The organism is Piscicoccus intestinalis NBRC 104926 (genome assembly GCF_001515525.1).
In the GTDB taxonomy this organism is placed as follows: domain Bacteria; phylum Actinomycetota; class Actinomycetes; order Actinomycetales; family Dermatophilaceae; genus Kineosphaera; species Kineosphaera intestinalis.
Genome location: NZ_BCNQ01000001.1, coordinates 85,728 through 105,047, shown reverse-complemented (window position 1 = coordinate 105,047; position 19,320 = coordinate 85,728). Strand labels below are relative to the sequence as shown.

The following is a 19,320-nucleotide window of genomic DNA, read 5'->3' as shown; positions in this document are numbered from 1 at the left end:
CGGCGCCCGATCCCGACGGCCCGGCCGGGCGGGTTCACAGGTTCACAGGGCCGGCCACGGCACCGAGGGCCAGTCGGGGTTGGGATGCGGGTGCCGGCCGGTGCGCAGCAGGTCCCGGACCCGCCGGCGCAGGGCGCCGATCTCGCCATCGGTCAAGAGCTGCCCCAGCCGCCCGCTCACCGCCGAGTCGGGCGCGAGCGCGGCGCGCAGCCGCTCCAGCCGCTCCACATCGGCCGGCGGCAACCGGCGACCGGCCCACCCCCACAGCACGGTGCGCAGCTTGTCGTGCGCGTGCAGCGTCACCCCGTGGTCGATGCACCACAGCCGGCCGTCCTGGCCGGCGAGCAGGTGGGTGCCCTTGCGGTCGCTGTTGTTGATGACCGCGTCGAGCACGGCCACCGAGCGCAGGTCGGCCCGGTCGGCGTGCGCGACGATGACCCGTCCCCCGGTCGCCAGGCTCCCCGCGATCACCGGCAGCCAGCCCTGGGGCAGCGCCGCAGGGTCGAAGAGGTCGACGAACCGGTCGCTGTGCTCGACGTCGGTGTCGACCTCGATCTCGTCGGCGACCTCGAGTTCCTCCGGCTCCTCGACCGGCTCCGGCTCCTCCTCCAGCGGCACCTGCGTGACCCACCGCTGCACGGAGCCGGGCCCGAACGGTCCGTCGCGAAGCACCGTCGGCGGCACGACGTCCCAGCCCCCGGCGGTCGCGACGACCCACGTGGCGACCTCCCGGAACGCCAGGTACCCGTCGGGAAAGTCCCACAGCGGCCGCTCCCCGGAGACCGGTTTGTAGATCGCGTGCTCCCCGCTGCCGTCCTCGAGCCGGGTCAGCAGCGTCGTGTTCGAGGAGTCCAGCAACTGCCCGAGCACGGTCAACGGCGCCGAGCGCAGCCGTTCCCGCACCGCCGCCTCGGCGTTCACGCCCGCCTCGGCCGGTGCGCCCGCCTCGGGATCCGGCCGGCCCGACTCCGCCCGATCGCGCCCACTCACGTCAGCGCTTGTACCCGTTGGCGCGCGGACAGATGTGCCCCTCGGGGTCCAAGGGGGTGGCGCAGAACGGGCACGGAGGCCGGCCGGCCGCCACCACCGACACGCTGCGCCGGGCGAAGGCCCGCGCCACCGCCGGGTCGAGCACCACGCGCATGACGAGTTGATGGGGGTCGGTCGCCGGGTCGCGCTCCTCCTCCATCGACTCCAGGGCCTCGGGCGAGTCGTAGGCGTCGCCCGCCGCGTGGCACTCGATGACGAGGCGCTCCCGCTCCGGATCCCAGCTCAGCCCCATGGTGCCGACCGTGAACTCCTCCTCGATCGGGGTGTCCAGGGGGGCGTTGTCGACGTGGCGCTGCGCCGCCTGCTCGGTGGCCGAGCCCCCGGCGAAGGAGTCAAGCAGGTCGTTGACCCGGTCGGCGAGCACCTGCACCTGAGCCTTCTCCACCGCCACCGTCGTCGTGCGACCCGAGGCGGTCGCCTGCAGGAAGAACTGACGCTGCCCGGGCGGACCGACCGTGCCCGTGACGAACCGGTCCGGTGGATCGAAGGCGATGAGTGCCATACCTCGACCTTAACCGCGCCGCGGCGAGCCGTTCGTGCGCAGGTCCGGAGTCGGCGCGCTCCGTTCCACTTCCGGTTTCGCTCGGGATCGTGCAGACATCGTGCAGACATCGTTGCGACCCCGCAACGACGGACCGCTCCGCGACCTTCCCACCTGTCGAGACGGACAATTCGTGGACCACCGCTGCCCGTGCAAGGAATTCGCGGTGTGACGACGACACCACGGCCTCCGGAGTGCCTCGACGTGCACTTCCTGGTGTCCTGTGGGGATGACCGTTGTCGGCTTCCACGCCTCCCACGAACAGATATCGCCCAGCCAGCTGCTCGCCGACGTGCAGGCCGCCGAGCAGGCCGGCTTCGACGCCGCCATGTGCTCGGACCACTTCGAGCCGTGGAGCTCACGGCAGGGCCAGTCGGGCTACACGTGGTCATGGCTCGGAGCCGCCCTGGCCACGACCGGCCTGAGCTTCGGCACCGTCACCGCCCCCGGCCAGCGCTACCACCCGGCGATCATCGCCCAGGCCAGCGCCACCCTCGCCCAGATGTTCCCCGAGCGCTTCTGGATGTGCCTAGGCACCGGTCAGTGGATGAACGAGCACATCACCGGCGACCCCTGGCCGAGCAAGGACCAGCGCAACCAGCGCCTGCTCGAGTGCATCGACATCATCCGGCGCCTGCACCGCGGCGAAACCGTCTCCCATCGCGGCCTCGTCACCGTCGAGAACGCCAAACTGTGGACGCTGCCCGACGTGCCGCCCAAACTCATCCAACCCGCGATCTCCCCCGAGACCGCCGCGATGGGCGCGCGCTGGGGCGCCGACGGCGTCGCCACCATCAACGCCCCGGTCGACCACGTGCGCCGCGTCGTCGACTCCTACCGCGACGCCGGCGGCGACGGCCAACTCTTCCTCCAGGTGCACCTCTCCTGGGCGCCCACGCAGGACGAGGCATGGGCCATCGCCCGCGACCAGTGGCGCACCAACACCTTCGCTCCCCCCGCCAACGTCGACCTCACCTGCGAGCAACTCGAGGAGGTCAGCAAGCACGTGCCCGACGACGCCGTCGGCCGCTCCGTCCTCATCGACTCAGACATCCACCGCCTCGCCGCCCGCATCCGCGAACTGACCGACCTCGGGTTCGACCGCGTCTACCTGCACTTCGTCGGCCAGCACCAACGGCCGTTCATCGACGCCGCCGCCGAACACCTTCTGCCCGCCCTGCGCTGACCGCCGACCCAAGGAGCCCATGCGCATCACCGACACGTCCGACCGCTGGTGGAAGAACGCCGTCGTCTACAGCATCGACGTCGAGACCTTCGCCGACAGCAACAACGACGGCATCGGCGACCTGCCCGGCCTCGCCCAGCGCATCCACTACCTCGCCGAACTCGGCATCACCGTGCTGTGGCTCATGCCCTTCTACCCCAGCCCCGACCGCGACGACGGCTACGACATCACCGACTTCTACAACGTCGACCCGCGCCTCGGCACCCTCGGCGACATGGTCGAAGTCATCCGCACCGCCCACGACCGCGGCATCCGCGTCATCGCCGACCTCGTCATCAACCACACCTCCGACGAACACCCCTGGTTCAAAGAGGCCCGCAAGAGCGTCGACAACCCCTACCGCGACTGGTACGTCTGGCGCGACACCACCCCGCCCGACACCTCCGACAAAGTCGTCTTCCCCGACGCCGAAGACTCCATCTGGGAGAAAGACCAGACCACCGGCCAGTGGTACCTGCACAACTTCTACAAATTCCAACCCGACCTCAACATCGCCAACCCCAAAGTCCGCGACGAGATCTTCAAGATCGTCGGATTCTGGACCCAGATGGGCATCGACGGCTTCCGCGTCGACGCCGTCCCCTTCATCCTCGAGACCACCGGCTACACCGCCGCCGAGAAGAGACAACTCGGCGACCCCCAGGACTTCCTGCGCGAGATCACCTCCTTCCTCGGACGCCGCACCGGAGACGGCATCCTCCTCGGCGAGGTCAACATCCCCTACAAGCAGCAGCACACCTACTTCGGCGGCGACCGCGGCGACGGCCTGACCATGCAATTCGACTTCATCGGCATGCAGTCGCTGTACCTCTCCCTCGCCCGCCACGACGCCCGCCCCCTCGTCAAAGCCCTCACCCAGCGCGGCTCCTTCCCCCTCGGCCCCGAAAGCCAGTGGGCCAACTTCCTGCGCAACCACGACGAACTCACCCTCGACAAACTCACCGACAAACAGCGCGAGGAAGTCTTCGCCGCCTTCGGCCCGGAGCCCGACATGCAAGTCTTCGGCCGCGGACTCAAACGACGGGTCCCCTCGATGATGGAAGGCGACCCCCGCCGCATCCGCATGGCCTACAGCCTCCTCTTCAGCCTCCCCGGCACCCCGTCCCTCTTCTACGGCGAAGAGATCGGCATGGGCGAGAACCTCGCCGAGTCCGGCCGCATGGCCGTGCGCACCCCCATGCAATGGACCTCAGAGCCCGACGGCGGCTTTTCCGACGCACCCCCCGACAAACTCGTCGCGCCCCTGCCCACCGACGGGTTCAGCCCCGAGCACGTCAACGTCGCCGACCAACGCTCCGACCCCGACTCCATGCTCTCCTTCATCCGCCGGCTCATCTTCCGCTACCGCCAGCACCCCGAACTAGGCTGGGGCACCTTCGAAGTCGTCGACCAGCCCGACCACGCCGTGCTCGTGCACAGCTCCCGCTGGGAGGACCATCGGGTCGTCGCCGTGCACAATTTCGACGCCGGAGGCCGACGGGTCGAGTTCACCCTGACGGACGTCGAGCCGGGCACCACCCTCGTCGACGTCTTCGGCGACGAGCGCCTGTCCATGGACGACGGCCGCATCGAGCTGACCCTCGACGGCTACGGCTTCCGGTGGCTGCGCGTTCAGCAGCCCGGCGACCATCGGCTCTGGTGACCTTCGCAGGGCTTCAGTCGTTTGTGCCCCCGTCGTTTGTCCCGTCGCTTGTCCCCCGTCGGGCCGCGTGGCGGGCGGTGGGCCCTGCGGTCGGCGACCATCCGCCCGACCTGCGCTAGCGCTCCGGTCGGGCTCCCGCCAGACCCAGCCAGCCTCCCTTAGGGCCCACCGCCCGCCACGCTCCTTTGTCTGCGCGCGTCACCTTTGCGGGCGTCACTCGGGCTCAGACGCCGCCGCCTACTGCTGCGTCGCCGGGGTGCGGCTCGTCGGTCTCTGAGGAAACCTGCTTCGGCGGGGGCGCTAGGCGGCTGAGGTCGGCGCCGGTGTCGTTGACGCGCTCGACGAACGGCCGCCCCGGCGTGTACCGCACCACCGACAGGGAGGCGGGCCCGGCGACGAACCGCTGGAACTGGTCCAGGTGCGACCCGGCCGCGTCCGCGAGGATCGCCTTGATCACGTCGCCGTGCGAAACCGCCATCCACAGGGCGTGCTCGCCGTGCTCGGCGGCCACCTGCGCGTCGAGACGGCGCACCGCCGCCACCGCCCGCGCCGACATCGCCGCGATGCTCTCCGCCGGATAGTCGTCGCCCTCGGGGAAGACCGCCGCGCTCGGCTGGTCCTGCACGACCCGCCACAGCGGCTCCTTGGCGAGCTCGCTCAAGGGCCGGCCCGTCCACGCCCCGTAGCGGCACTCCCCCAGGTCCTCGACGACCTCCAGCGGCGCCCGGCCCTGCCCCACGAGTTCCGCGGTGCGGCGGCATCGTTCGAGGGGGCTTGTCGCGATGAATGCGATCGGCAGGTCAGCCAGGCGGAGCCCGAGCTCGTGCGCCGCCGCCTCGCCGTGCTCATCGAGGTGGACGCCCGGCGTCCAGCCGGCGAGGGTGCCGGAGGCGTTGGCGGCGGTACGTCCGTGGCGCACGAGCAGGCAGGTCGGCACCGCTCCACTGTACGCACCCGTACGTCGGCACGCGGACCCGCGCGCGTCGGCGGACGTGCCGCACCGCCACGGCCTCCTGTGTGGTGACATAGCAGTCGTGATCGTCGACAAGGCCGTCTACCTCGACGGTCGGCGCGTGGCCTGCGCCGACCCCAGCGACGAACTCGAGGCGCTGCGCGAGCGCGGCCAGGGCTTCCTGTGGATCGGTGTGAAGGATCCGGCGGACGCCGAGTTCGCCGAGATCAACGACGAACTGCGGCTGCACCCGCTGGCCGTCGAGGATGCCGTCAAGGGCAACCAACGCCCCAAGGTGGACTTCTACGACGAGTCGATGTTCGTCGTGCTGAAAACCCTGCACTACATCGACGAGACCAGCGACGTCGAGACCGGCGAACTCATGCTGTTCGTCGGTGACCAGTTCGTACTCACCGTGCGTCGCAGCGAGGTCAACCCGCTCGCGGACGTGCGGGCCCGGCTCGAGCAGCGCCCCGAGCTGCTGCGGTTCGGCCCGGTGTCGGTGCTGCACGGGGTGCTCGACCACGTCGTCGACACCTACCGCGAGATCGACCTCGAGCTCGCCGACGACCTGGCCGACATCGAGGAGGCGGTCTTCGCCGGTGAGGGCCGCGACCTCGGGCAGGAGATCTACAAGCTCAAGCGCGAGGTGCTGGAGTTCAAGCGGGGCGCGGTGCCGCTGGTCATGCCGCTGAAGCGCCTGGTCAACGGCGACGAGAGCGCCCACGTCCCGAAGAAGCTGCGGCCGTTCTTCGGCGACGTGCTCGACCACCTGCTGCAGGTCGTCGAGCACGCGGAGGCGTACGACCGGCTGCTCTCGGACGTGCTGTCGGCCTACCTGTCGCAGGTCGCGTTGCGCCAGAACGACGACATGCGCAAAATCTCCGCCTGGGTCGCGATGGCCGCCGTGCCGACGATGATCGCCGGCATCTACGGGCAGAACTTCGACTTCATGCCCGAACTGCACTGGGAGTACGGCTACTTCATCTCACTCGGGGTGATGGGCGCGGTCGTGCTGTTGCTGTACTACCTCTTCCGCCGCTCGGGCTGGCTGTGACGGCCCCTCACGTGGCGGTCAGGAGACCGGTGCCCAGCGCCCCGATGAGCACGAGGCCCAGGGCGATCCGGTAGTAGATGAACGCGCGCAGCGAGTTGCTCGCCACGAACCGCAGCAGCCACGCGATCGAGGCGTAGGCGACGACGAACGAGACGAGCAGGCCGACGGCCATCGGCCCCCAGCCGATGATCGTCGTGTCGACGTCCTTCAGGCCGAACAAACCCGCGGCGGTGAGCGCGGGAATCGCGAGGAAGAACGAAAGCCGGGTTGCGACGACCCGGTTGATGCCGGCCAGCAGCCCGGCGGAGATCGTGGCGCCCGACCGAGACACCCCGGGCACGAGCGAGAAACACTGCACGAGACCGAGGATCACGCCGTCGCGGACCGTCACGTCGGTCTCCTCGCGCTCACGGCCGGCGCGCACCGTGCGGTCGTAGACGATCTCGGCGACCCACATGACGGCGCTCCAGGCGATGAGCGCGCCGGCGACGACCCACAAAGAGCGCAGCGGCCCCTCGATGATCGTGCGCCCGAAGAACCCGACGATGCCGACCGGCAGGGATCCGACGATGACCGCCCACGCGAGCGTGTAGTCCTGCCCGCGGGCGCCGGCGTCGCGCAGGCCGGCGATCCAGGCGCGGAAGAGCCGGGTGATGTCCTTCCAGAAGTACAGCAGCGTGGCCGCGATCGCGCCGATCTGGATCGTCGCGGTGTAGCCGGTCACCGTGGGGTTGTCGATCTGCAGCCCGAGCAGCTTCTCGGTGATCGTCAGGTGGCCGGTCGAGGAGACCGGGAGGTATTCGGTGAGCCCCTCGACGATGCCGAGGATGATGGCGTCCAGGTAGGACAGGTACACGCTCGCCCCTTCGACTGGTTGTGCCGGTGCGTGACAAAGGCGCGTCGCCTGCGCGACGCGCCGTTGCGAAACACTAGTGCGCGATCCTGTAGGAGCCCTGAAGCCCACGCGGCGCGGTGGGCTAAATCACGGTGTGGGAGCGCCTTATTGCCGACGAGGGGGCCGGCAACCGAACGCCGCGCCCGGGCGTGCCGAGCGCGGCGCAGGGAGCAGGACCGTTACGAGTGAGGCCGGCCGGGGCGGCGCGGCGCGGGGCCCTGGCCCTCGTCGCGGTCGAACTCCTCGTCGTCGAGCCCGACGTACGGTTCGCCGTCGTCGTCCTCGTCGTCGAAGTCCTCGTCCTCGTCGTCCTCGTCGTCCTCGTCGTCCTCGTCGTCGTCATCCTCGTCGAAGTCGTCGTCCTCATCGTCGTCATCGTCGTCCTCGCTGTAGATCTCCAGCGGGGTGACCTCTTCGTAGGCGTCCATGAGGGCGTCCTCGTAGCGGTCGAATGCCTCGGCCACGTCCTGGTAGGCGGCGACGACCGCGGGGTCGTTCTCGCCGCGGCGCGCGGAAGCCGCCTCGAGATGACGCTCGAGAGCGGAGACGAAGGTAGCCAGGGCGGCTCGAGGGTCGACACTCATGTAGACGAACGTACCTTGTCGAAGGCCCTTGCCGGTACCGGGATTGAGACGCGTCGGCTCGTGCTGTACGGCGGGTGAACGCGCGGTGTCGCGCGTGCGTCGCGGTCGGGTCGGGGGCGAGGTGTCGGCGGGGTGTCGATGGTGCGGCCGCGGGTCGCGACGGGTCTCGCACGAGGCGGTGTCGATGGCCGACAATGGTCGCGATGGTCGAGTACGAGTACCGCACGGTGACGTTCAACCGCGACGTGTCGCGGTCCGAGGCGCGGCGCGTTCTGGCGGAGCACGCCGAATACGAGCAGTGGGAGTTGTTCCGGATGCGTCTGTACTTCGGTGGCGCGCGACGCGCGTTGTTGCGCCGCAAGATCATCCGGGTACGCCGCACGGCCTGAGCCGTCGACCACGCGTGGACGGACTCAGGCCGTGCGGGTGCGCTGCCCGATCGGACTCAGCCAGGAGTCACTCGATGTGGCTCAGTCGACCGGTAGGGCGCGGGGATGCTCAGTTGCGCAGCTGGCGGCACTTCTCGACCGCCTGCTGGTACTCGGTGGCCGCCTGCTGAGCGGCGGTGGCCTTGGTCTGCAGGTCGATCTGCTCCAGCGCCCGCGTCTGCTCGGCCACGCCGTTGAGGTCCATCCGGGTGGCGGCCGCGGCGGCCTGCTGCATCGCGGTGATCGCCTGGGGCACGTCCTGCATGAGGGCGCTGTCGGCGCCGACGGCCGCGTCGGCCTGGTCGAGCGCGGCGTTGCACTCCTGCGAGAGGGCTGCCTCGGTGGGGGTGGCGGTCACGGTGACGGTCGTGGTCTCGCCGGGGCTGGGGTTGGCCGATCCGAGCGAGCTACAGCCGGCGAGCAGACCGGGCACGAGCAGGGCAGCGGCGGCGAGTGCGTGGTTACGATTCATGCCCCGAGCATAGGCGGCAAGGAGGCCCGCGGTCCCGGCCACAATCCGCGAATATGTCACGCGAAGACCGGTGCGACCCGGCTGTGCACCCGGGCTTCGCTGACCCGCACCGCTCCTCACGGTCTCCGGGGCGCACCCGTCGATTCCTTCCTGGACCGAGGCTGCGCGACTCGTGAAAACGGCCTGGTCGAGCCCGCCGCGGCCGGCTGCGTCAGGGGGTGTATTCGATGGGGCTGTTCGGCCCGAGCGGCACCCCGAAGAGCATCCACACGACGAGCAGGATCGTCCACGACACGAGGTAGGCGATCGACGGGCTCACGTGCGACGTGCGCGCACGAGGGCGTTCGACGCATCCGTCGCATCGAAGACGAAGTTGGCATACATACTCGGCCTGGGCGTCGGGCGGTGGCCGCATCGCCGCAGGTCAGAGGCGTGGCTGCCAGCTGCGGCGGCGAGTGTGTGAGTCAAGTTCGTCCCGGCCAACGAGTTCAGCTCCCTGAAACCTCGGTCAGGGCGGCCGAACGCCCGGGAACCCGCGCTGCCGCCGGCATCGACGGTCGGTGCGAGGGCTGGGGTGAGTTGTGGTGTCCGGAGGGGGACTTGAACCCCCGCTCAGTCGTGCTCGGTTCGCGTTGCTGCTGGTCAGGGTGTGTCACGGGTATCGGGTTTTGACCACCGTACCCCGGAAATGACTGGTTTCGTGGTCCCTCAGGGACCACCTATCGGCACAGGGACGCCCCACTGTTAGGCCACACGAGGAGACTCCGTCAGGCCGCGCCCCGCGTCACGCCGCGCCCCGCGAACAGCCCCGACCGAGCGGGGCGATTCCCGGACAGGTGTTCCGCCGTTCCCGGGGTCCGGCCCGCCACCCTGCTCAAGCGTCACCTCATCCGGCACGAACGGGCACCCGTGATCGCACAGTCCTGGCGTCAGGCTCTGCGCTACACGGCATTTGTCCACCCAGTCCTCGCCCCTGGTCACGCACACACTCACCGTCGGCTTCCCCTTCCGTGCCAGTCGATTTCGCGCAGTCAGCCTACTGCGCACGTCCGACACGGCGGCCCGCCAAGCGCTCCCCGGGGTTCCCGCCGTCACAGGTCAGCGCTACTCCCCCTCGGGCTCGGCGCCGTCGGTTGCCCCATCGAACTGGTTGATCGAGACCAACAGGTGCCCCAACGCCGCCTTCCGGCTCACCGCCGTCGGGAACCGGTCGACGAACGCCGCCGCGTACTCCGCGGCGTACTCGGCCTCCACCGACTGCGCCGGCGTCACGAGCTGCAGCCCGTAGTACTCCAGGGCCGCGTGCATGCGGGATGCGTTGCCTTCCAGGCCCCGCTCGATCCGGGACAGCGTGTTGTACGCCACACCCATGGCTGCGGCGGCTTCCTTCTGCGATTCCCCTGCGGCTTCTCGTGCGCGTCGGATCTGCGCCCCGATCTGGCGCAGTTGGTCGGTGCGGTCCACTCGATGTTCCTGTCAGTCGGTGTTTTCCCAGGTCACTGGCAGGCTAGCGCAGCTAGTCGGGGTCGGCTCTGCACTGTGACGCGCGCTATTGACACAGCTGGCCGGGGCCTGTTAAGCGTTCCAGACCCGACACGCTGCTGGCGCAATTCCTCCTAGCGTTGTTGCGCCGCAACGGAGTTGAGGTGTACTGTCCTGCTCATGGGAAGCGCAAACAGCGCAACCACGGCGCAAGCTACGAGGGGAGCAACGATGCGATACGCACGCAAGAGCGTGGAAGCGTCGATCGCTTCCGTCGCCGACGCCATGGGGATCAGCGCAGACACCCTCCGCGCCTACGAAGCGGACCGGGCCACCGTCACCGCAGACATCACCCGACGTCACGCCCACGCCCTCGAACTCGTGTCGAGGCGGCAGCGATGACCGGCATCAGCGACTGGCTCTCACCCGAGCAACTCGCCACCGAACTTTCCAGACCCGGCCAAGAAGTTAACGCCGACTGGATCCGACGGCAGATGCGCAACAACCGCATCCCGTCCGTGAAGGTCGGCAACAAGCGCTGGTTCACCCCGGCGTGCCGAGAGCAGATGGAACACAAGCAGAGCCACCGTGAGCCGATCGACATCTCCGGATTCGGCCGCGCCGGACGCCGACGAGCGTCCTAACCCCTGATCGCTGGTCCCGGCCTCCTTCGGAGCGTCGCCCCCCCTGGCGTCCCGTATGCGCGGCTTCCCCCCGAGCTATGAGCGCGGGGCCGGGACCAGCACACCAACCAACTCGCAGCACCGCCACGCGGTGATGCAGCGCTGCCCGAAAACAGGTCGGCAGCCCGTTCAAGCCGGGCCAGCGCACGCAAGCAAGGCCCGGCCCCGCTCGATCACCTCGGGCACATGGAGCCGCGAGCACACGGCAGCACTTGACAACACCCCATAGAACACGGCGACCGCGACATACGAGCCCGCCCTACCCGCACAGCACGAGCGTCGGGACGGCGGCAGCAGACGGTGGTGAAGGCCAGGACTCGGGCGAGAGCCCGTCTGCCTGGAGGGACCAACTCACTGCCAGGAACCAGCGGGCGACCGTTTCCGAACCCGACCACGACCGGGGTGACTAGTCGTGGGAGCCCATAGCGGAGTGCAGGCACTAGGCGCGCAGCGCGGTGCCGAGCGATAGACCGAGGACCGACCTCGGAGCCGAGGGTTCGTTTGATTCACCTGTGAGCCCGAGGGTTTCGGGGTAGCCGAATCCGCCGCCCAGGCCAGTGGGGGCGACCCGAGCGTGCGCGGGGCACATCCGCACGCAAGTCGGCCTCAGGGCGCGTGTCCGTCAGGCGCTCAGCGCGGGACACAGCGATAGACCCCTCGACGGGGACCTGAGGCACTGGGATTAGTCGACCTTTTAGAAGGGACGAGCGGTGATCGCAAAGTTGACGGCCGAGCAAGAGGCCACGTTGGAGAAGGTGCGGGATGAGTGGCTCGCTGTCGGCCTGTCCACCGAGCCAGCTGACCGGGCCGCGGCCGAGAACGGGGTCCGCGCAGCGTATCGGCGTGCCGGGCTCACCCCTCCACGTGTGATGGTGTGGCTCGACTCCCCGCTAGCAGGGTGCATCGGATCAGCCATGCTCCGCCCCGACCAGGTCCGGGACCAGGTCTGGGGCCAGGTCCGGGCCCAGGTCGGGGCCCAGGTATGGCCCCAGGTCTGGGGCCATGTCCGGGCCCAGGTCCGGGGCCAGGTCTGGGACCAGGTCCGGGCCCAGGTCCGGGGCCAGGTCTGGGACCAGGTCCGGGCCCAGGTCCGGGCCCAGGTCGGGGACCAGGTCGGGGACCAGGTCGGGGACCAGGTCTGGGGCCAGGTCGGGGGCCAGGTCTGGGGCCAGGTCCGGGGCCAGGTCGGGGGCCAGGTCGGCGGCGCCGTCTGGGGTCAGCATGACGCGGGGTTCCTCGGCTGGTGCGACGCGCTGCATCGGATCGGCGTAACCATCGACGTCGAAGGGCTGTCGCTCGTCGCGCGAAACGCCGGCTGGTGGTGGCCCATGCGCGACGCGGCCATCCTCACGGACCGTCCCGAGACACTCCACCGTGACCCGCAAGGCCGACTGCACTGCACCACCGGCCCGGCCCTGCGATACCGCGACGGATGGGGCGTCTACGCCGTCCACGGTGTCCGTGTCCCCGCCGACCTCATCGAGGACGGTTGGGACGTGCAGCGCGTCCTCAGCGAAGGCAACGCGGAGGTGCGTCGGGTCGCGATCGAACTCACAGGCTGGGACCAGTTCATTCACGCGGCCGGGATGCAGCTCGTCGCGTCCGCCCCGGACCCCGGTAACTCACCTCACACACTGGAGCTGTACGACCTCCCCGACCGCCTGCGGGATATGTACGACGACGAGGCGCGCATCCTGCTGTGCACCAACGGGTCCGTAGAGCCGGACGGTGCGCGCCGCCGCTACGGCCTGCCCGTCCCCGCCCACCACGACGACCCTGTCGCCGCCGCGGCCGACCTGTACGGGTGGCCTGTCGAGGCGTACCGGCGTCTCGAAGTCCGCCGCTGAACACCAACCCCGAGACGAGAGAAGGACAAACAATGTCCACCAGCACCATCAACTCCATGACCGCGCAGACGGGCGTCACCGTCCTCGACCACATCGACCCGTCCGCTGACGTCCCGGTGGTGAGCGTCGCCGCCGCGCAGGGTGATGTGTCGATCCTGCGGGTGACCACCGCTCCCGCGAAGACCCCGCTGCCCGCCCGCGTCGACGTCGTCCGCGGCGAGGCCGGCGGCAACACCCACTCCCTCCACCCGTCCGGCGAGTGTTTCTGGGACGCGCACGCTGCGTCGTCCGTGACTGACCTGACCTTGGGGACGCTCACCGTCCCCGACGGGTCGACCGCGGTCCTGGCGCATCCCGAGCACGGGTTCCTGGAGATCGCACCCGGAACGTACCGTGTCGGGCGCCAGCGTGAGTACGCCGGTGAATGGGCGTACGTCGCCGACTGATCCCCGGCGCGGCAGGTCGCGGGGCCTCCAGCCCGTCCCGGCCGCTTGATGCGCCACACGCGCGGTCCAACAACATCCTCGGAGCCCGAAGGGATCGGGCAGCCGACACCGCCCCCAGGCCAGTGGGAGGCGACCCGGGCGCGCAGCGGGGCACAGTCTGCGCGACAACATCAGCCGACCTCGGGTTGGTCTCGACAACGCGAGCACGTTCTGACTGAGACCAACCCACGGCTGACCGCCGCACCGCGGCGGTTCCTCGCAGCAGATCGCGTAAGCCGACCCCGTACCGCACGCGAACCGGTACGGAGGCCGCATCGAAACAGAAGCTGAACCCGGTGTGATCCCGGGGCGAGGAGCGGGATCGGCTACCGCCGCCCACCCCCCCCGAGAGAAGGAGAACCCGTATGACCCGCACCATCCGCATGGTCCTCGCGACCGCTGCCCTCGCCGCCGGCATCGGCACGTTCGGCGCTGTCGGCGCCAACGCCGCCCCGGTCGCGGCCCCCGCGCCCGCCTCCCACGGGACGGCGGTCACGCAGGGCTGGGGCGGCTGCGCGCCCGCCCCGTTCGGGCTGTGGCGCAGCCCGAGGTACTGACCGACGACCGAATGGTGTGGCCCGCCCCAGCGGATTTGGGGCGGGCCACACGCCATTCCTACCACCACACAGGAGCACCGAATGCCCAAGTACACCGTCTACGTCCCGGGCGACCCGGACCTCGACAATGCGGAGGTCGAGTCGTGAGCGTCGACAAGGCCCGCGCGGTTCACGGCCGCCTCATCCACCGCCTCCGCCAGGCTGCCGCAGCGGGGCAGCGGCCCGACTGGGCCGACCGGGCCGCCCACATGGTCATCGACCTCGAAGCACGCATGTGGGCCGCCGGTATCACCCCACCCCCGAGGCCGTTGTAGGGCGGACGGTCATTCCTGGTGGTTCGACTCCACCAGCGCCCACGCACGCGGCCAGGCGCGGCGAGGCATGGCGAGGCGTGGCTCGGCGAGGCCAGGCGCGGCCTGGCTTGGCACGGCCGGGCGAGGCGGGTCTGGGCATGGCATGGCCGGGCAAGGCATGGAAGCACGGCCCAGGGTTGACGGTCTCCGTCTCGGTTCGACTCCGAGAAACCCACGCTCGCGGCTCGGCACGGCCCGGCAAGGCGGGGCAGGGCGGGGCGCGGCAAGGCAGGGCGTGGCGTGGCAGGGATAGGGGCGGACGGTTCTACCGCGTGGTTCGACTCCACGCCGCCCCACACACGCGGGCAAGACAAGACAAGGCAGAGACAACAACGACACAGGAGAACAGCATGCGTTTCCGAATCACCATCACCGGCACGGCCCCGATGCTCATGCACAACGGCCGCCTCGCGAACCCACTCGACCCCGCCACCCAGGCACTCAAGACCCTCACCGCGAAGCGGAAGAAAACCGACGACGACCTCATCGACATCGCCCGCGCCGAGTTCCTCGGCGGCCTATACATCGACCCCGACGTCGGCCCCTACGTCCCCGGCGAGAACGTCGAACGCGTGATCCTCGACGCCGCGAAGCTCACCAAGAACGGCATGAACGTCAAACGCGGCCTGTTCATCGAGACCGACGTCAACCCCATCGCCTACCACGGCCCGCGCACCGCCGAGGGCCTCTGGGAAGACGAGAACTTCCGACTCATCCGCACCGTCCGCAACCAGCAGAACCGCGTTTCCCGCTGCCGCCCCATGTTCACCGACTGGCGCACCTCCGCCGAAGGCACCATCGACGAATCCGTCCTCGACTTCCGCACCCTCGCCGCGATCGTCGAACAGGCCGGAGCCTACGTCGGGCTCGGCGACTGGCGACCCCGCTACGGCCGATTCACCGCCGAACTCGAAAGGACCACCGAGTGACCTTGGCACCCCCGTTCCAGCCGAAAGGCGAACGCGCCCGCTGGCGCATCATCTACGACGTCCTCGCGGCCCTCGGCCCCGGGGACGTCCTCACATACGACCGATGCGCCGGACTCCTCGACCTCGACCCCCTCAAAGACCGCGGCCTGATCCAAGGCGCCGTACGCGACGCCGCCCGCCGCAACGAAGTCGACAACAAACACGCCATCGAAGCCATCCCCAACAAGGGCTACCGGGTCGTTGAAGCAGTCGAGCACGCACGCCTCGCGAAGAACTACCAGCGGCGATCCGTGGTCGCACTCAAGGCCGGGAAATCGAAGGTCGTAAACGTCAACATGGCCGGACTCGACCCCGACACCCGCCGCGGCTTCGAACTCATGGCCGTCGCGTTCGCCCGGCAAGAGGACTTCAACCGGCGCCTCGACATCAGACAGCGGCGCCTCGAACAGTCCGTCGCCGCCGTCACCCAGACCGTCGACCGGTCCGCCGAGGAAGTCGCTGAACTCCGCGCCCGCCTCGAACGACTCGAACGACAGCAGCACACCGACTAGCAGCAACCCGCCCGGGGCCACCCACGGCCCCGGGCACCCAAACCCGTGAGGGGCGGCGCCTACCGAACAGGCACCGCCCCTCAACTCATGAACGGAGCCACCCCGTGCACACCGCCGACCAGCTCGACCTCCGCGGCCTCGACACCAAGACCCGCCACACCGTGGCCGCCCGCGCCACGACCTCCACCGCAGCCCGACAGGCCACCAGCCGCCCCGACCTCATCGCCACCATCCTCAACCCCGACGAGGACTGGCTGTGGCTCGACGACTACACCGCCGACGAACTCCGCGACCTCGCCGGGCAAATCGGAGACGCCTGGCCCGACGCCACTCAGTGGCTCAACCACGTCGCCGACTGCATCGAACGGCAGGAGGCGTGCATCGCCGACTCCCGGTACGCGTGGAGCCACCGATGACCACCCTGTACATCCTCCCGAACCCGGATGACGCCGACCCCGGCTTCACCGACGGGGAGCCCGTCGACCCGGAAGGGCACGTCGGCCCCGCCCGATGGGCCACCGTCACCCCCCTGCGCCGCAAGACGGTCCCCGGATGCCCGTGGTGCGAAGCGCAACCCGGCGGCCCCTGGCACGACCCCAGCACCAGATGCCTCGACACCAACAAGACCCACTGCACATGTGGGAGGTGCTTCTGATGAACGACCTCATCGGCTACAGCATCGGCGTGATCGTCCTCCTCGCCGTCACCGGCGGCCTCGCGTGGGCCGTCGCGAACCTCTGCTTCCGAGAAGCCTGCCCCCACTGCGGCGCCGAACCCGACACCACCGTCATCGACACCCAGGAACGGGAACACCACGTCTGCGCAGCCTGCGCCTACAAGCGGTGGCCCAACGCCACCGACATCACCCAAGAGCGCGCGTCATGACCTGGACCTCCTGGCTCATCCTCACCGCAATGTGCGCACCCATCGTGTGGGCACTCATCGACACACTCCGCGACCACCGCCGAGCCGACCTCGCCGCACGCGCCGCCGAACAGGCCGCCGCCGAGAAACAGCGCCTCACCGCTCGCGCCGCACAGATAAGCGCCACCGCAGTCGCGGCCGAACGCGAAAAGGCGCGCCGCGAAGTCCACGAACACGCCCTCGACCACCTAACCGACAGCGACGTCGACACCCTCTTCGACCGCATCATCAGCCGCTACGACGAGGACAGCCACCGATGAACCGCGGCCCCTATCCCATCGCTGACCACGGCCTCGACACCAGCGCCGACGCCCACTACGCCAACGACTGGTGGGACGACCGAGCCGACCGCGCATTCGACGAACGCGCCGCCGCCGCCGAATGGGACTGGCTCACCCGCAACGACCCACCCCCGGCAGCCAAACCCGACCCGTGGGGACAGGACAAGGAGAACCGATGAACCCCACCGTGTGGACCATCGGGGTCACCATCACCACGTTCGCGTTCCTGCTCGGGCTCTCCACGATCAACCTCATCCGCAAGAAACGCCCCATCGACCGAGCGGTCATGGCCGCGACCTCCGCAGCCGCGGTGGCCCTGACCGGACTGGCCCTGCTCCTCTACATCGCGGCGAACCAATGACCGATACCGCCACGGCGCGGGTCGTGACCGGCATGCCCGACCCGGACTACCGGGCCGTCCCCGCCGTGTCCCAAACCTCCCTCAAACGCATCCTCGACTGCCCAGCCCGCTACAAATGGGCACTCGACCACCCCGAACCCCCACGGGACGCGTTCGACTTCGGGCACGTCGTCCACGCCATGATCCTCGGCCGCGGCGCCGATATCGCACGCCTCGACTTCCCCGACCGCCGCACCAACGCCTACAAGGACGCCGTCAAGACCGCCCGGGCAGCCGGAAAGGCCCCGCTACTCGCGGCCCACTACGACCAGGCCGCCGCGTGCGCCCAAGCCGTCCTCGCCCACCCGTTCGCGTCCCAGCTCCTCGCGCTCCCCGGCGACTCCGAAGTCGCCCTGTTTTGGACCGACGAGGAAACCGGGATCAACTGCAAGGCACTCATCGACCGGGCCGGGGAACTCCCCGACGGCACGCGGCTCCTCATCGACGTCAAGACCACCGCATCGAGCGCCGACCCCGACGGGTTCGCCAACGGGTCAGCCCGCTACGGCTACCACGTCCAAGCCGCGTTCTACACCGACGCCTGGCGCCGGATCACCGGCGAGGACGACGTGCGGTTCCTGTTCGTCGTGGTCGAGAAAGACGCCCCACACCTCGTCTCCATCGACGAATACGACGACGACTCCACCGCCGCCGGCCGCGCCCGGTACCGCGACGCACTCACCACCCTCGCCACCTGCCAGCGCAATGACACGTGGCCCGGCTACACCGACCAAATCATCCGCACCATCCGCCTACCAAGGTGGGCCCTCACCGAAGGAGACACCCCGTGAGCACCGACCTCGACACCTACCAGCCCAACGAGCAGACCATCGCCGCCGTCACCACCAACCGGCCCACCGGCGGCTCACTCATCCGCGAAGCCGCCCTCCAGATGCACGACGCCTACGAACTCGCGAAAGTCCTCTGCGCCACCGGCATCGTCCCCGCCCACTTCCGCGGCAAACCGCAGGAAGGCGCCGCCGCCATCATGTTCGGCGCGTCCCTCGGCCTCGACCCCATCAACGCACTCCGCGGCCTCTACAACGTCCACGGCACCACCAGCATGTACGCCCGCATGATGGCCGCCCTCGTCCTGCGCGACGGCCACGAACTGTGGACCGTGTCCTCCACCGACGACCGCGTCATCGTCCAGGGACGCCGCCGCGGCAGCGACACCATCGAAGAAGGCGACTGGGACTACGCCCGCGCGAAGAAGGCCGGGTACACCAAGAACGACAAGTACCAGTCCGACCCGCAGGCCATGCTCTACGCCAAGGCCGTCTCCGAGGTGAGCCGCAAGATCGCCCCCGACACCCTGAACGGCATCTACACCGTTGAGGAGATGGAGATCGAGCGGGGCGAGTCCCGACCCTCCGGGCCCGGCACCGGCCGCAAGCCCGTCACCCTCGACTCCCTCACCAACACCCGCATCGTCCACGACGCCCCCCGGGCCGAACCCGAACAGCAGCGGGAGACCGTGGACACCACCACCGGCGAAGTCACCGTCACCACTGACGAGCCCGCCAGCCGCGACCAGCTCGCCCGCATCGGCGCCGCCTTCGACGAGGTCTTCACCGACTCCGCCCGCACCAACACCGGCAAGGAACGCCGCGCCTCCTACCTGCGCGACGTCCTCGGCCGCGATGCCACCGCCGGCGACCTCACCGGCAGCGAAGCCGACCTCGTCCTCGCCGCACTCACCGAAGACCAGACCAGCGACGGAGACGAGCAATGACCGCCACCGTCGAACGGCCCGCCCCCACCCCACAAGACCCGGGGGCGGGCCGCTACCGGCTCCAACTCGGCCCCGGACTCGTCGCCCACACCGACTGGGACCGCGACGGCACCACCACCATCACCATCCGCCACCGCCCCACCACAGACGAAGACGACAACCGACCCTTCTAACCCAGCACGCCACAGCGGGGCCGGACACCTGCGGACCGAACACGCAGGACCGG

Annotated in this window: 29 protein-coding genes; 21 read left to right on the top strand and 8 right to left on the bottom strand. The window is 69.6% G+C overall.

From position 1 onward, the window contains the following. Positions 1–42: 42 nt before the first annotated feature. The gene (locus PINTE_RS00600) at positions 43–990 is read right to left on the bottom strand and encodes an SCO1664 family protein (RefSeq protein WP_245642726.1); all 948 of its coding nucleotides are present in this window, start codon (positions 988–990) and stop codon (positions 43–45) included. Between the two features lies 1 nt (position 991). Continuing rightward, positions 992–1,552: a DUF3090 domain-containing protein gene (locus PINTE_RS00595; protein WP_068424714.1), complete on the bottom strand. Its 561-nt coding sequence runs from the start codon at positions 1,550–1,552 to the stop codon at positions 992–994. A 268-nt stretch (positions 1,553–1,820) separates the two neighbouring features. Here PINTE_RS00595 and PINTE_RS00590 point away from each other — a divergent pair, with 268 nt between their 5' ends. Further along, a complete protein-coding gene (locus tag PINTE_RS00590; RefSeq protein ID WP_068424711.1) occupies positions 1,821–2,777 on the top strand; it encodes a TIGR03885 family FMN-dependent LLM class oxidoreductase in 957 nt (318 codons plus the stop codon). A gap of 19 nt (positions 2,778–2,796) precedes the next feature. Then, positions 2,797–4,479, top strand: a complete 1,683-nt coding sequence (locus tag PINTE_RS00585) for an alpha-amylase family protein (protein ID WP_068424708.1) — start codon at positions 2,797–2,799, stop codon at positions 4,477–4,479. Positions 4,480–4,702: 223 nt separating this feature from the next. Here the strand turns inward: PINTE_RS00585 and PINTE_RS00580 are convergent, their stop codons facing one another. Then, positions 4,703–5,416: an MSMEG_4193 family putative phosphomutase gene (locus PINTE_RS00580; protein WP_068424705.1), complete on the bottom strand. Its 714-nt coding sequence runs from the start codon at positions 5,414–5,416 to the stop codon at positions 4,703–4,705. A 97-nt stretch (positions 5,417–5,513) separates the two neighbouring features. Between PINTE_RS00580 and corA the strand changes: the two genes are divergently transcribed. Continuing rightward, complete coding sequence (gene corA, locus PINTE_RS00575; RefSeq protein WP_068424702.1) at positions 5,514–6,488, top strand: magnesium/cobalt transporter CorA; 975 nt, start codon at positions 5,514–5,516, stop codon at positions 6,486–6,488. A 7-nt stretch (positions 6,489–6,495) separates the two neighbouring features. Here corA and PINTE_RS00570 read toward each other — a convergent pair whose 3' ends face one another. Both PINTE_RS00570 and PINTE_RS23625 read right to left on the bottom strand, forming a co-directional pair. After that, complete coding sequence (locus tag PINTE_RS00570) at positions 6,496–7,344, bottom strand: undecaprenyl-diphosphate phosphatase (protein WP_068424699.1); 849 nt, start codon at positions 7,342–7,344, stop codon at positions 6,496–6,498. A gap of 218 nt (positions 7,345–7,562) precedes the next feature. Next, a complete protein-coding gene (locus tag PINTE_RS23625; RefSeq protein WP_068424697.1) occupies positions 7,563–7,967 on the bottom strand; it encodes a hypothetical protein in 405 nt (134 codons plus the stop codon). Between the two features lie 203 nt (positions 7,968–8,170). Between PINTE_RS23625 and PINTE_RS00560 the strand changes: the two genes are divergently transcribed. Beyond that, positions 8,171–8,356: a DUF5703 family protein gene (locus PINTE_RS00560; protein WP_068424764.1), complete on the top strand. Its 186-nt coding sequence runs from the start codon at positions 8,171–8,173 to the stop codon at positions 8,354–8,356. A 109-nt stretch (positions 8,357–8,465) separates the two neighbouring features. Here the strand turns inward: PINTE_RS00560 and PINTE_RS00555 are convergent, their stop codons facing one another. The 3 genes from PINTE_RS00555 to PINTE_RS00550 all read right to left on the bottom strand — a co-directional run bounded on the left by PINTE_RS00555 (position 8,466) and on the right by PINTE_RS00550 (position 10,331). Then, positions 8,466–8,867: a hypothetical protein gene (locus PINTE_RS00555; protein WP_068424693.1), complete on the bottom strand. Its 402-nt coding sequence runs from the start codon at positions 8,865–8,867 to the stop codon at positions 8,466–8,468. 211 nt (positions 8,868–9,078) lie between these two features. Next, positions 9,079–9,186 carry an AbgT family transporter gene (locus tag PINTE_RS24090; RefSeq protein WP_245642725.1) on the bottom strand — a complete coding sequence of 36 codons (108 nt, stop codon included), beginning with the start codon at positions 9,184–9,186 and terminating at the stop codon, positions 9,079–9,081. A 785-nt stretch (positions 9,187–9,971) separates the two neighbouring features. Beyond that, positions 9,972–10,331, bottom strand: a complete 360-nt coding sequence (locus PINTE_RS00550; protein WP_068424691.1) for a helix-turn-helix domain-containing protein — start codon at positions 10,329–10,331, stop codon at positions 9,972–9,974. Between the two features lie 249 nt (positions 10,332–10,580). On the opposite strand from PINTE_RS00550, the gene PINTE_RS22445 reads away from it, so the two are divergent. The 17 genes from PINTE_RS22445 to PINTE_RS22420 all read left to right on the top strand — a co-directional run bounded on the left by PINTE_RS22445 (position 10,581) and on the right by PINTE_RS22420 (position 19,267). Then, positions 10,581–10,751, top strand: a complete 171-nt coding sequence (locus PINTE_RS22445; protein WP_157087003.1) for a helix-turn-helix domain-containing protein — start codon at positions 10,581–10,583, stop codon at positions 10,749–10,751. Beyond that, positions 10,748–10,993, top strand: coding sequence for a hypothetical protein (locus PINTE_RS22440; RefSeq protein ID WP_157087002.1), 246 nt, complete (start codon positions 10,748–10,750; stop codon positions 10,991–10,993). Before PINTE_RS22445 ends, PINTE_RS22440 begins: the two co-directional genes overlap by 4 nt. A 749-nt stretch (positions 10,994–11,742) precedes the next feature. After that, positions 11,743–12,879: a DUF6745 domain-containing protein gene (locus tag PINTE_RS22435; protein ID WP_068424690.1), complete on the top strand. Its 1,137-nt coding sequence runs from the start codon at positions 11,743–11,745 to the stop codon at positions 12,877–12,879. Positions 12,880–12,911: 32 nt separating this feature from the next. Beyond that, complete coding sequence (locus PINTE_RS00540) at positions 12,912–13,325, top strand: DUF8820 family protein (RefSeq protein WP_068424687.1); 414 nt, start codon at positions 12,912–12,914, stop codon at positions 13,323–13,325. A 404-nt stretch (positions 13,326–13,729) separates the two neighbouring features. Continuing rightward, on the top strand, positions 13,730–13,921 hold the full coding sequence (locus PINTE_RS00535; RefSeq protein WP_068424684.1) for a hypothetical protein: 192 nt from the start codon (positions 13,730–13,732) through the stop codon (positions 13,919–13,921). A gap of 143 nt (positions 13,922–14,064) precedes the next feature. Further along, positions 14,065–14,235 carry a hypothetical protein gene (locus tag PINTE_RS22430; protein ID WP_157087001.1) on the top strand — a complete coding sequence of 57 codons (171 nt, stop codon included), beginning with the start codon at positions 14,065–14,067 and terminating at the stop codon, positions 14,233–14,235. Positions 14,236–14,624: 389 nt separating this feature from the next. Next, the gene (locus PINTE_RS00530; RefSeq protein ID WP_068424681.1) at positions 14,625–15,203 is read left to right on the top strand and encodes a hypothetical protein; all 579 of its coding nucleotides are present in this window, start codon (positions 14,625–14,627) and stop codon (positions 15,201–15,203) included. Then, positions 15,200–15,754 (top strand): hypothetical protein, encoded by a 555-nt coding sequence (locus PINTE_RS00525; RefSeq protein WP_068424678.1) that lies wholly within the window; start codon positions 15,200–15,202, stop codon positions 15,752–15,754. The genes PINTE_RS00530 and PINTE_RS00525 overlap by 4 nt, the downstream gene beginning before the upstream one ends. A 104-nt stretch (positions 15,755–15,858) precedes the next feature. Beyond that, positions 15,859–16,170, top strand: a complete 312-nt coding sequence (locus tag PINTE_RS00520) for a hypothetical protein (RefSeq protein WP_068424676.1) — start codon at positions 15,859–15,861, stop codon at positions 16,168–16,170. Next, positions 16,167–16,409, top strand: a complete 243-nt coding sequence (locus PINTE_RS22425) for a hypothetical protein (RefSeq protein ID WP_157087000.1) — start codon at positions 16,167–16,169, stop codon at positions 16,407–16,409. Before PINTE_RS00520 ends, PINTE_RS22425 begins: the two co-directional genes overlap by 4 nt. Next, positions 16,409–16,639, top strand: coding sequence for a hypothetical protein (locus PINTE_RS00515; protein ID WP_157086999.1), 231 nt, complete (start codon positions 16,409–16,411; stop codon positions 16,637–16,639). Before PINTE_RS22425 ends, PINTE_RS00515 begins: the two co-directional genes overlap by 1 nt. A gap of 44 nt (positions 16,640–16,683) precedes the next feature. Further along, positions 16,684–16,938 (top strand): hypothetical protein, encoded by a 255-nt coding sequence (locus PINTE_RS00510; protein WP_157086998.1) that lies wholly within the window; start codon positions 16,684–16,686, stop codon positions 16,936–16,938. Then, positions 16,935–17,138, top strand: coding sequence for a hypothetical protein (locus PINTE_RS00505; protein WP_068424667.1), 204 nt, complete (start codon positions 16,935–16,937; stop codon positions 17,136–17,138). Before PINTE_RS00510 ends, PINTE_RS00505 begins: the two co-directional genes overlap by 4 nt. Continuing rightward, a complete protein-coding gene (locus PINTE_RS00500; protein WP_068424661.1) occupies positions 17,135–17,320 on the top strand; it encodes a hypothetical protein in 186 nt (61 codons plus the stop codon). Before PINTE_RS00505 ends, PINTE_RS00500 begins: the two co-directional genes overlap by 4 nt. After that, on the top strand, positions 17,317–18,150 hold the full coding sequence (locus PINTE_RS00495) for a PD-(D/E)XK nuclease-like domain-containing protein (protein ID WP_068424658.1): 834 nt from the start codon (positions 17,317–17,319) through the stop codon (positions 18,148–18,150). The genes PINTE_RS00500 and PINTE_RS00495 overlap by 4 nt, the downstream gene beginning before the upstream one ends. Continuing rightward, positions 18,147–19,094 carry a recombinase family protein gene (locus PINTE_RS00490; protein ID WP_068424656.1) on the top strand — a complete coding sequence of 316 codons (948 nt, stop codon included), beginning with the start codon at positions 18,147–18,149 and terminating at the stop codon, positions 19,092–19,094. The genes PINTE_RS00495 and PINTE_RS00490 overlap by 4 nt, the downstream gene beginning before the upstream one ends. Next, positions 19,091–19,267, top strand: coding sequence for a hypothetical protein (locus tag PINTE_RS22420; RefSeq protein ID WP_157086997.1), 177 nt, complete (start codon positions 19,091–19,093; stop codon positions 19,265–19,267). Before PINTE_RS00490 ends, PINTE_RS22420 begins: the two co-directional genes overlap by 4 nt. Positions 19,268–19,320: the final 53 nt, after the last annotated feature.

What these genes read in the sequence shown, in the direction of transcription:
- PINTE_RS22420 (WP_157086997.1), top strand. Translation starts at nt 19,091, where the DNA reads ATGACCGCCACCGTCGAACGGCCCGCCCCCACCCCACAAGACCCGGGG.
- PINTE_RS23625 (WP_068424697.1), bottom strand. Translation starts at nt 7,967, where the DNA reads ATGAGTGTCGACCCTCGAGCCGCCCTGGCTACCTTCGTCTCCGCTCTC.
- PINTE_RS22440 (WP_157087002.1), top strand. Translation starts at nt 10,748, where the DNA reads ATGACCGGCATCAGCGACTGGCTCTCACCCGAGCAACTCGCCACCGAA.
- PINTE_RS22445 (WP_157087003.1), top strand. Translation starts at nt 10,581, where the DNA reads ATGCGATACGCACGCAAGAGCGTGGAAGCGTCGATCGCTTCCGTCGCC.
- PINTE_RS00540 (WP_068424687.1), top strand. Translation starts at nt 12,912, where the DNA reads ATGTCCACCAGCACCATCAACTCCATGACCGCGCAGACGGGCGTCACC.
- PINTE_RS00495 (WP_068424658.1), top strand. Translation starts at nt 17,317, where the DNA reads ATGACCGATACCGCCACGGCGCGGGTCGTGACCGGCATGCCCGACCCG.
- PINTE_RS00535 (WP_068424684.1), top strand. Translation starts at nt 13,730, where the DNA reads ATGACCCGCACCATCCGCATGGTCCTCGCGACCGCTGCCCTCGCCGCC.
- PINTE_RS00590 (WP_068424711.1), top strand. Translation starts at nt 1,821, where the DNA reads ATGACCGTTGTCGGCTTCCACGCCTCCCACGAACAGATATCGCCCAGC.
- PINTE_RS00530 (WP_068424681.1), top strand. Translation starts at nt 14,625, where the DNA reads ATGCGTTTCCGAATCACCATCACCGGCACGGCCCCGATGCTCATGCAC.
- PINTE_RS00515 (WP_157086999.1), top strand. Translation starts at nt 16,409, where the DNA reads ATGAACGACCTCATCGGCTACAGCATCGGCGTGATCGTCCTCCTCGCC.
- PINTE_RS00585 (WP_068424708.1), top strand. Translation starts at nt 2,797, where the DNA reads ATGCGCATCACCGACACGTCCGACCGCTGGTGGAAGAACGCCGTCGTC.
- PINTE_RS00595 (WP_068424714.1), bottom strand. Translation starts at nt 1,552, where the DNA reads ATGGCACTCATCGCCTTCGATCCACCGGACCGGTTCGTCACGGGCACG.
- PINTE_RS00560 (WP_068424764.1), top strand. Translation starts at nt 8,171, where the DNA reads ATGGTCGAGTACGAGTACCGCACGGTGACGTTCAACCGCGACGTGTCG.
- PINTE_RS00555 (WP_068424693.1), bottom strand. Translation starts at nt 8,867, where the DNA reads ATGAATCGTAACCACGCACTCGCCGCCGCTGCCCTGCTCGTGCCCGGT.
- PINTE_RS00505 (WP_068424667.1), top strand. Translation starts at nt 16,935, where the DNA reads ATGAACCGCGGCCCCTATCCCATCGCTGACCACGGCCTCGACACCAGC.
- PINTE_RS00500 (WP_068424661.1), top strand. Translation starts at nt 17,135, where the DNA reads ATGAACCCCACCGTGTGGACCATCGGGGTCACCATCACCACGTTCGCG.
- PINTE_RS22425 (WP_157087000.1), top strand. Translation starts at nt 16,167, where the DNA reads ATGACCACCCTGTACATCCTCCCGAACCCGGATGACGCCGACCCCGGC.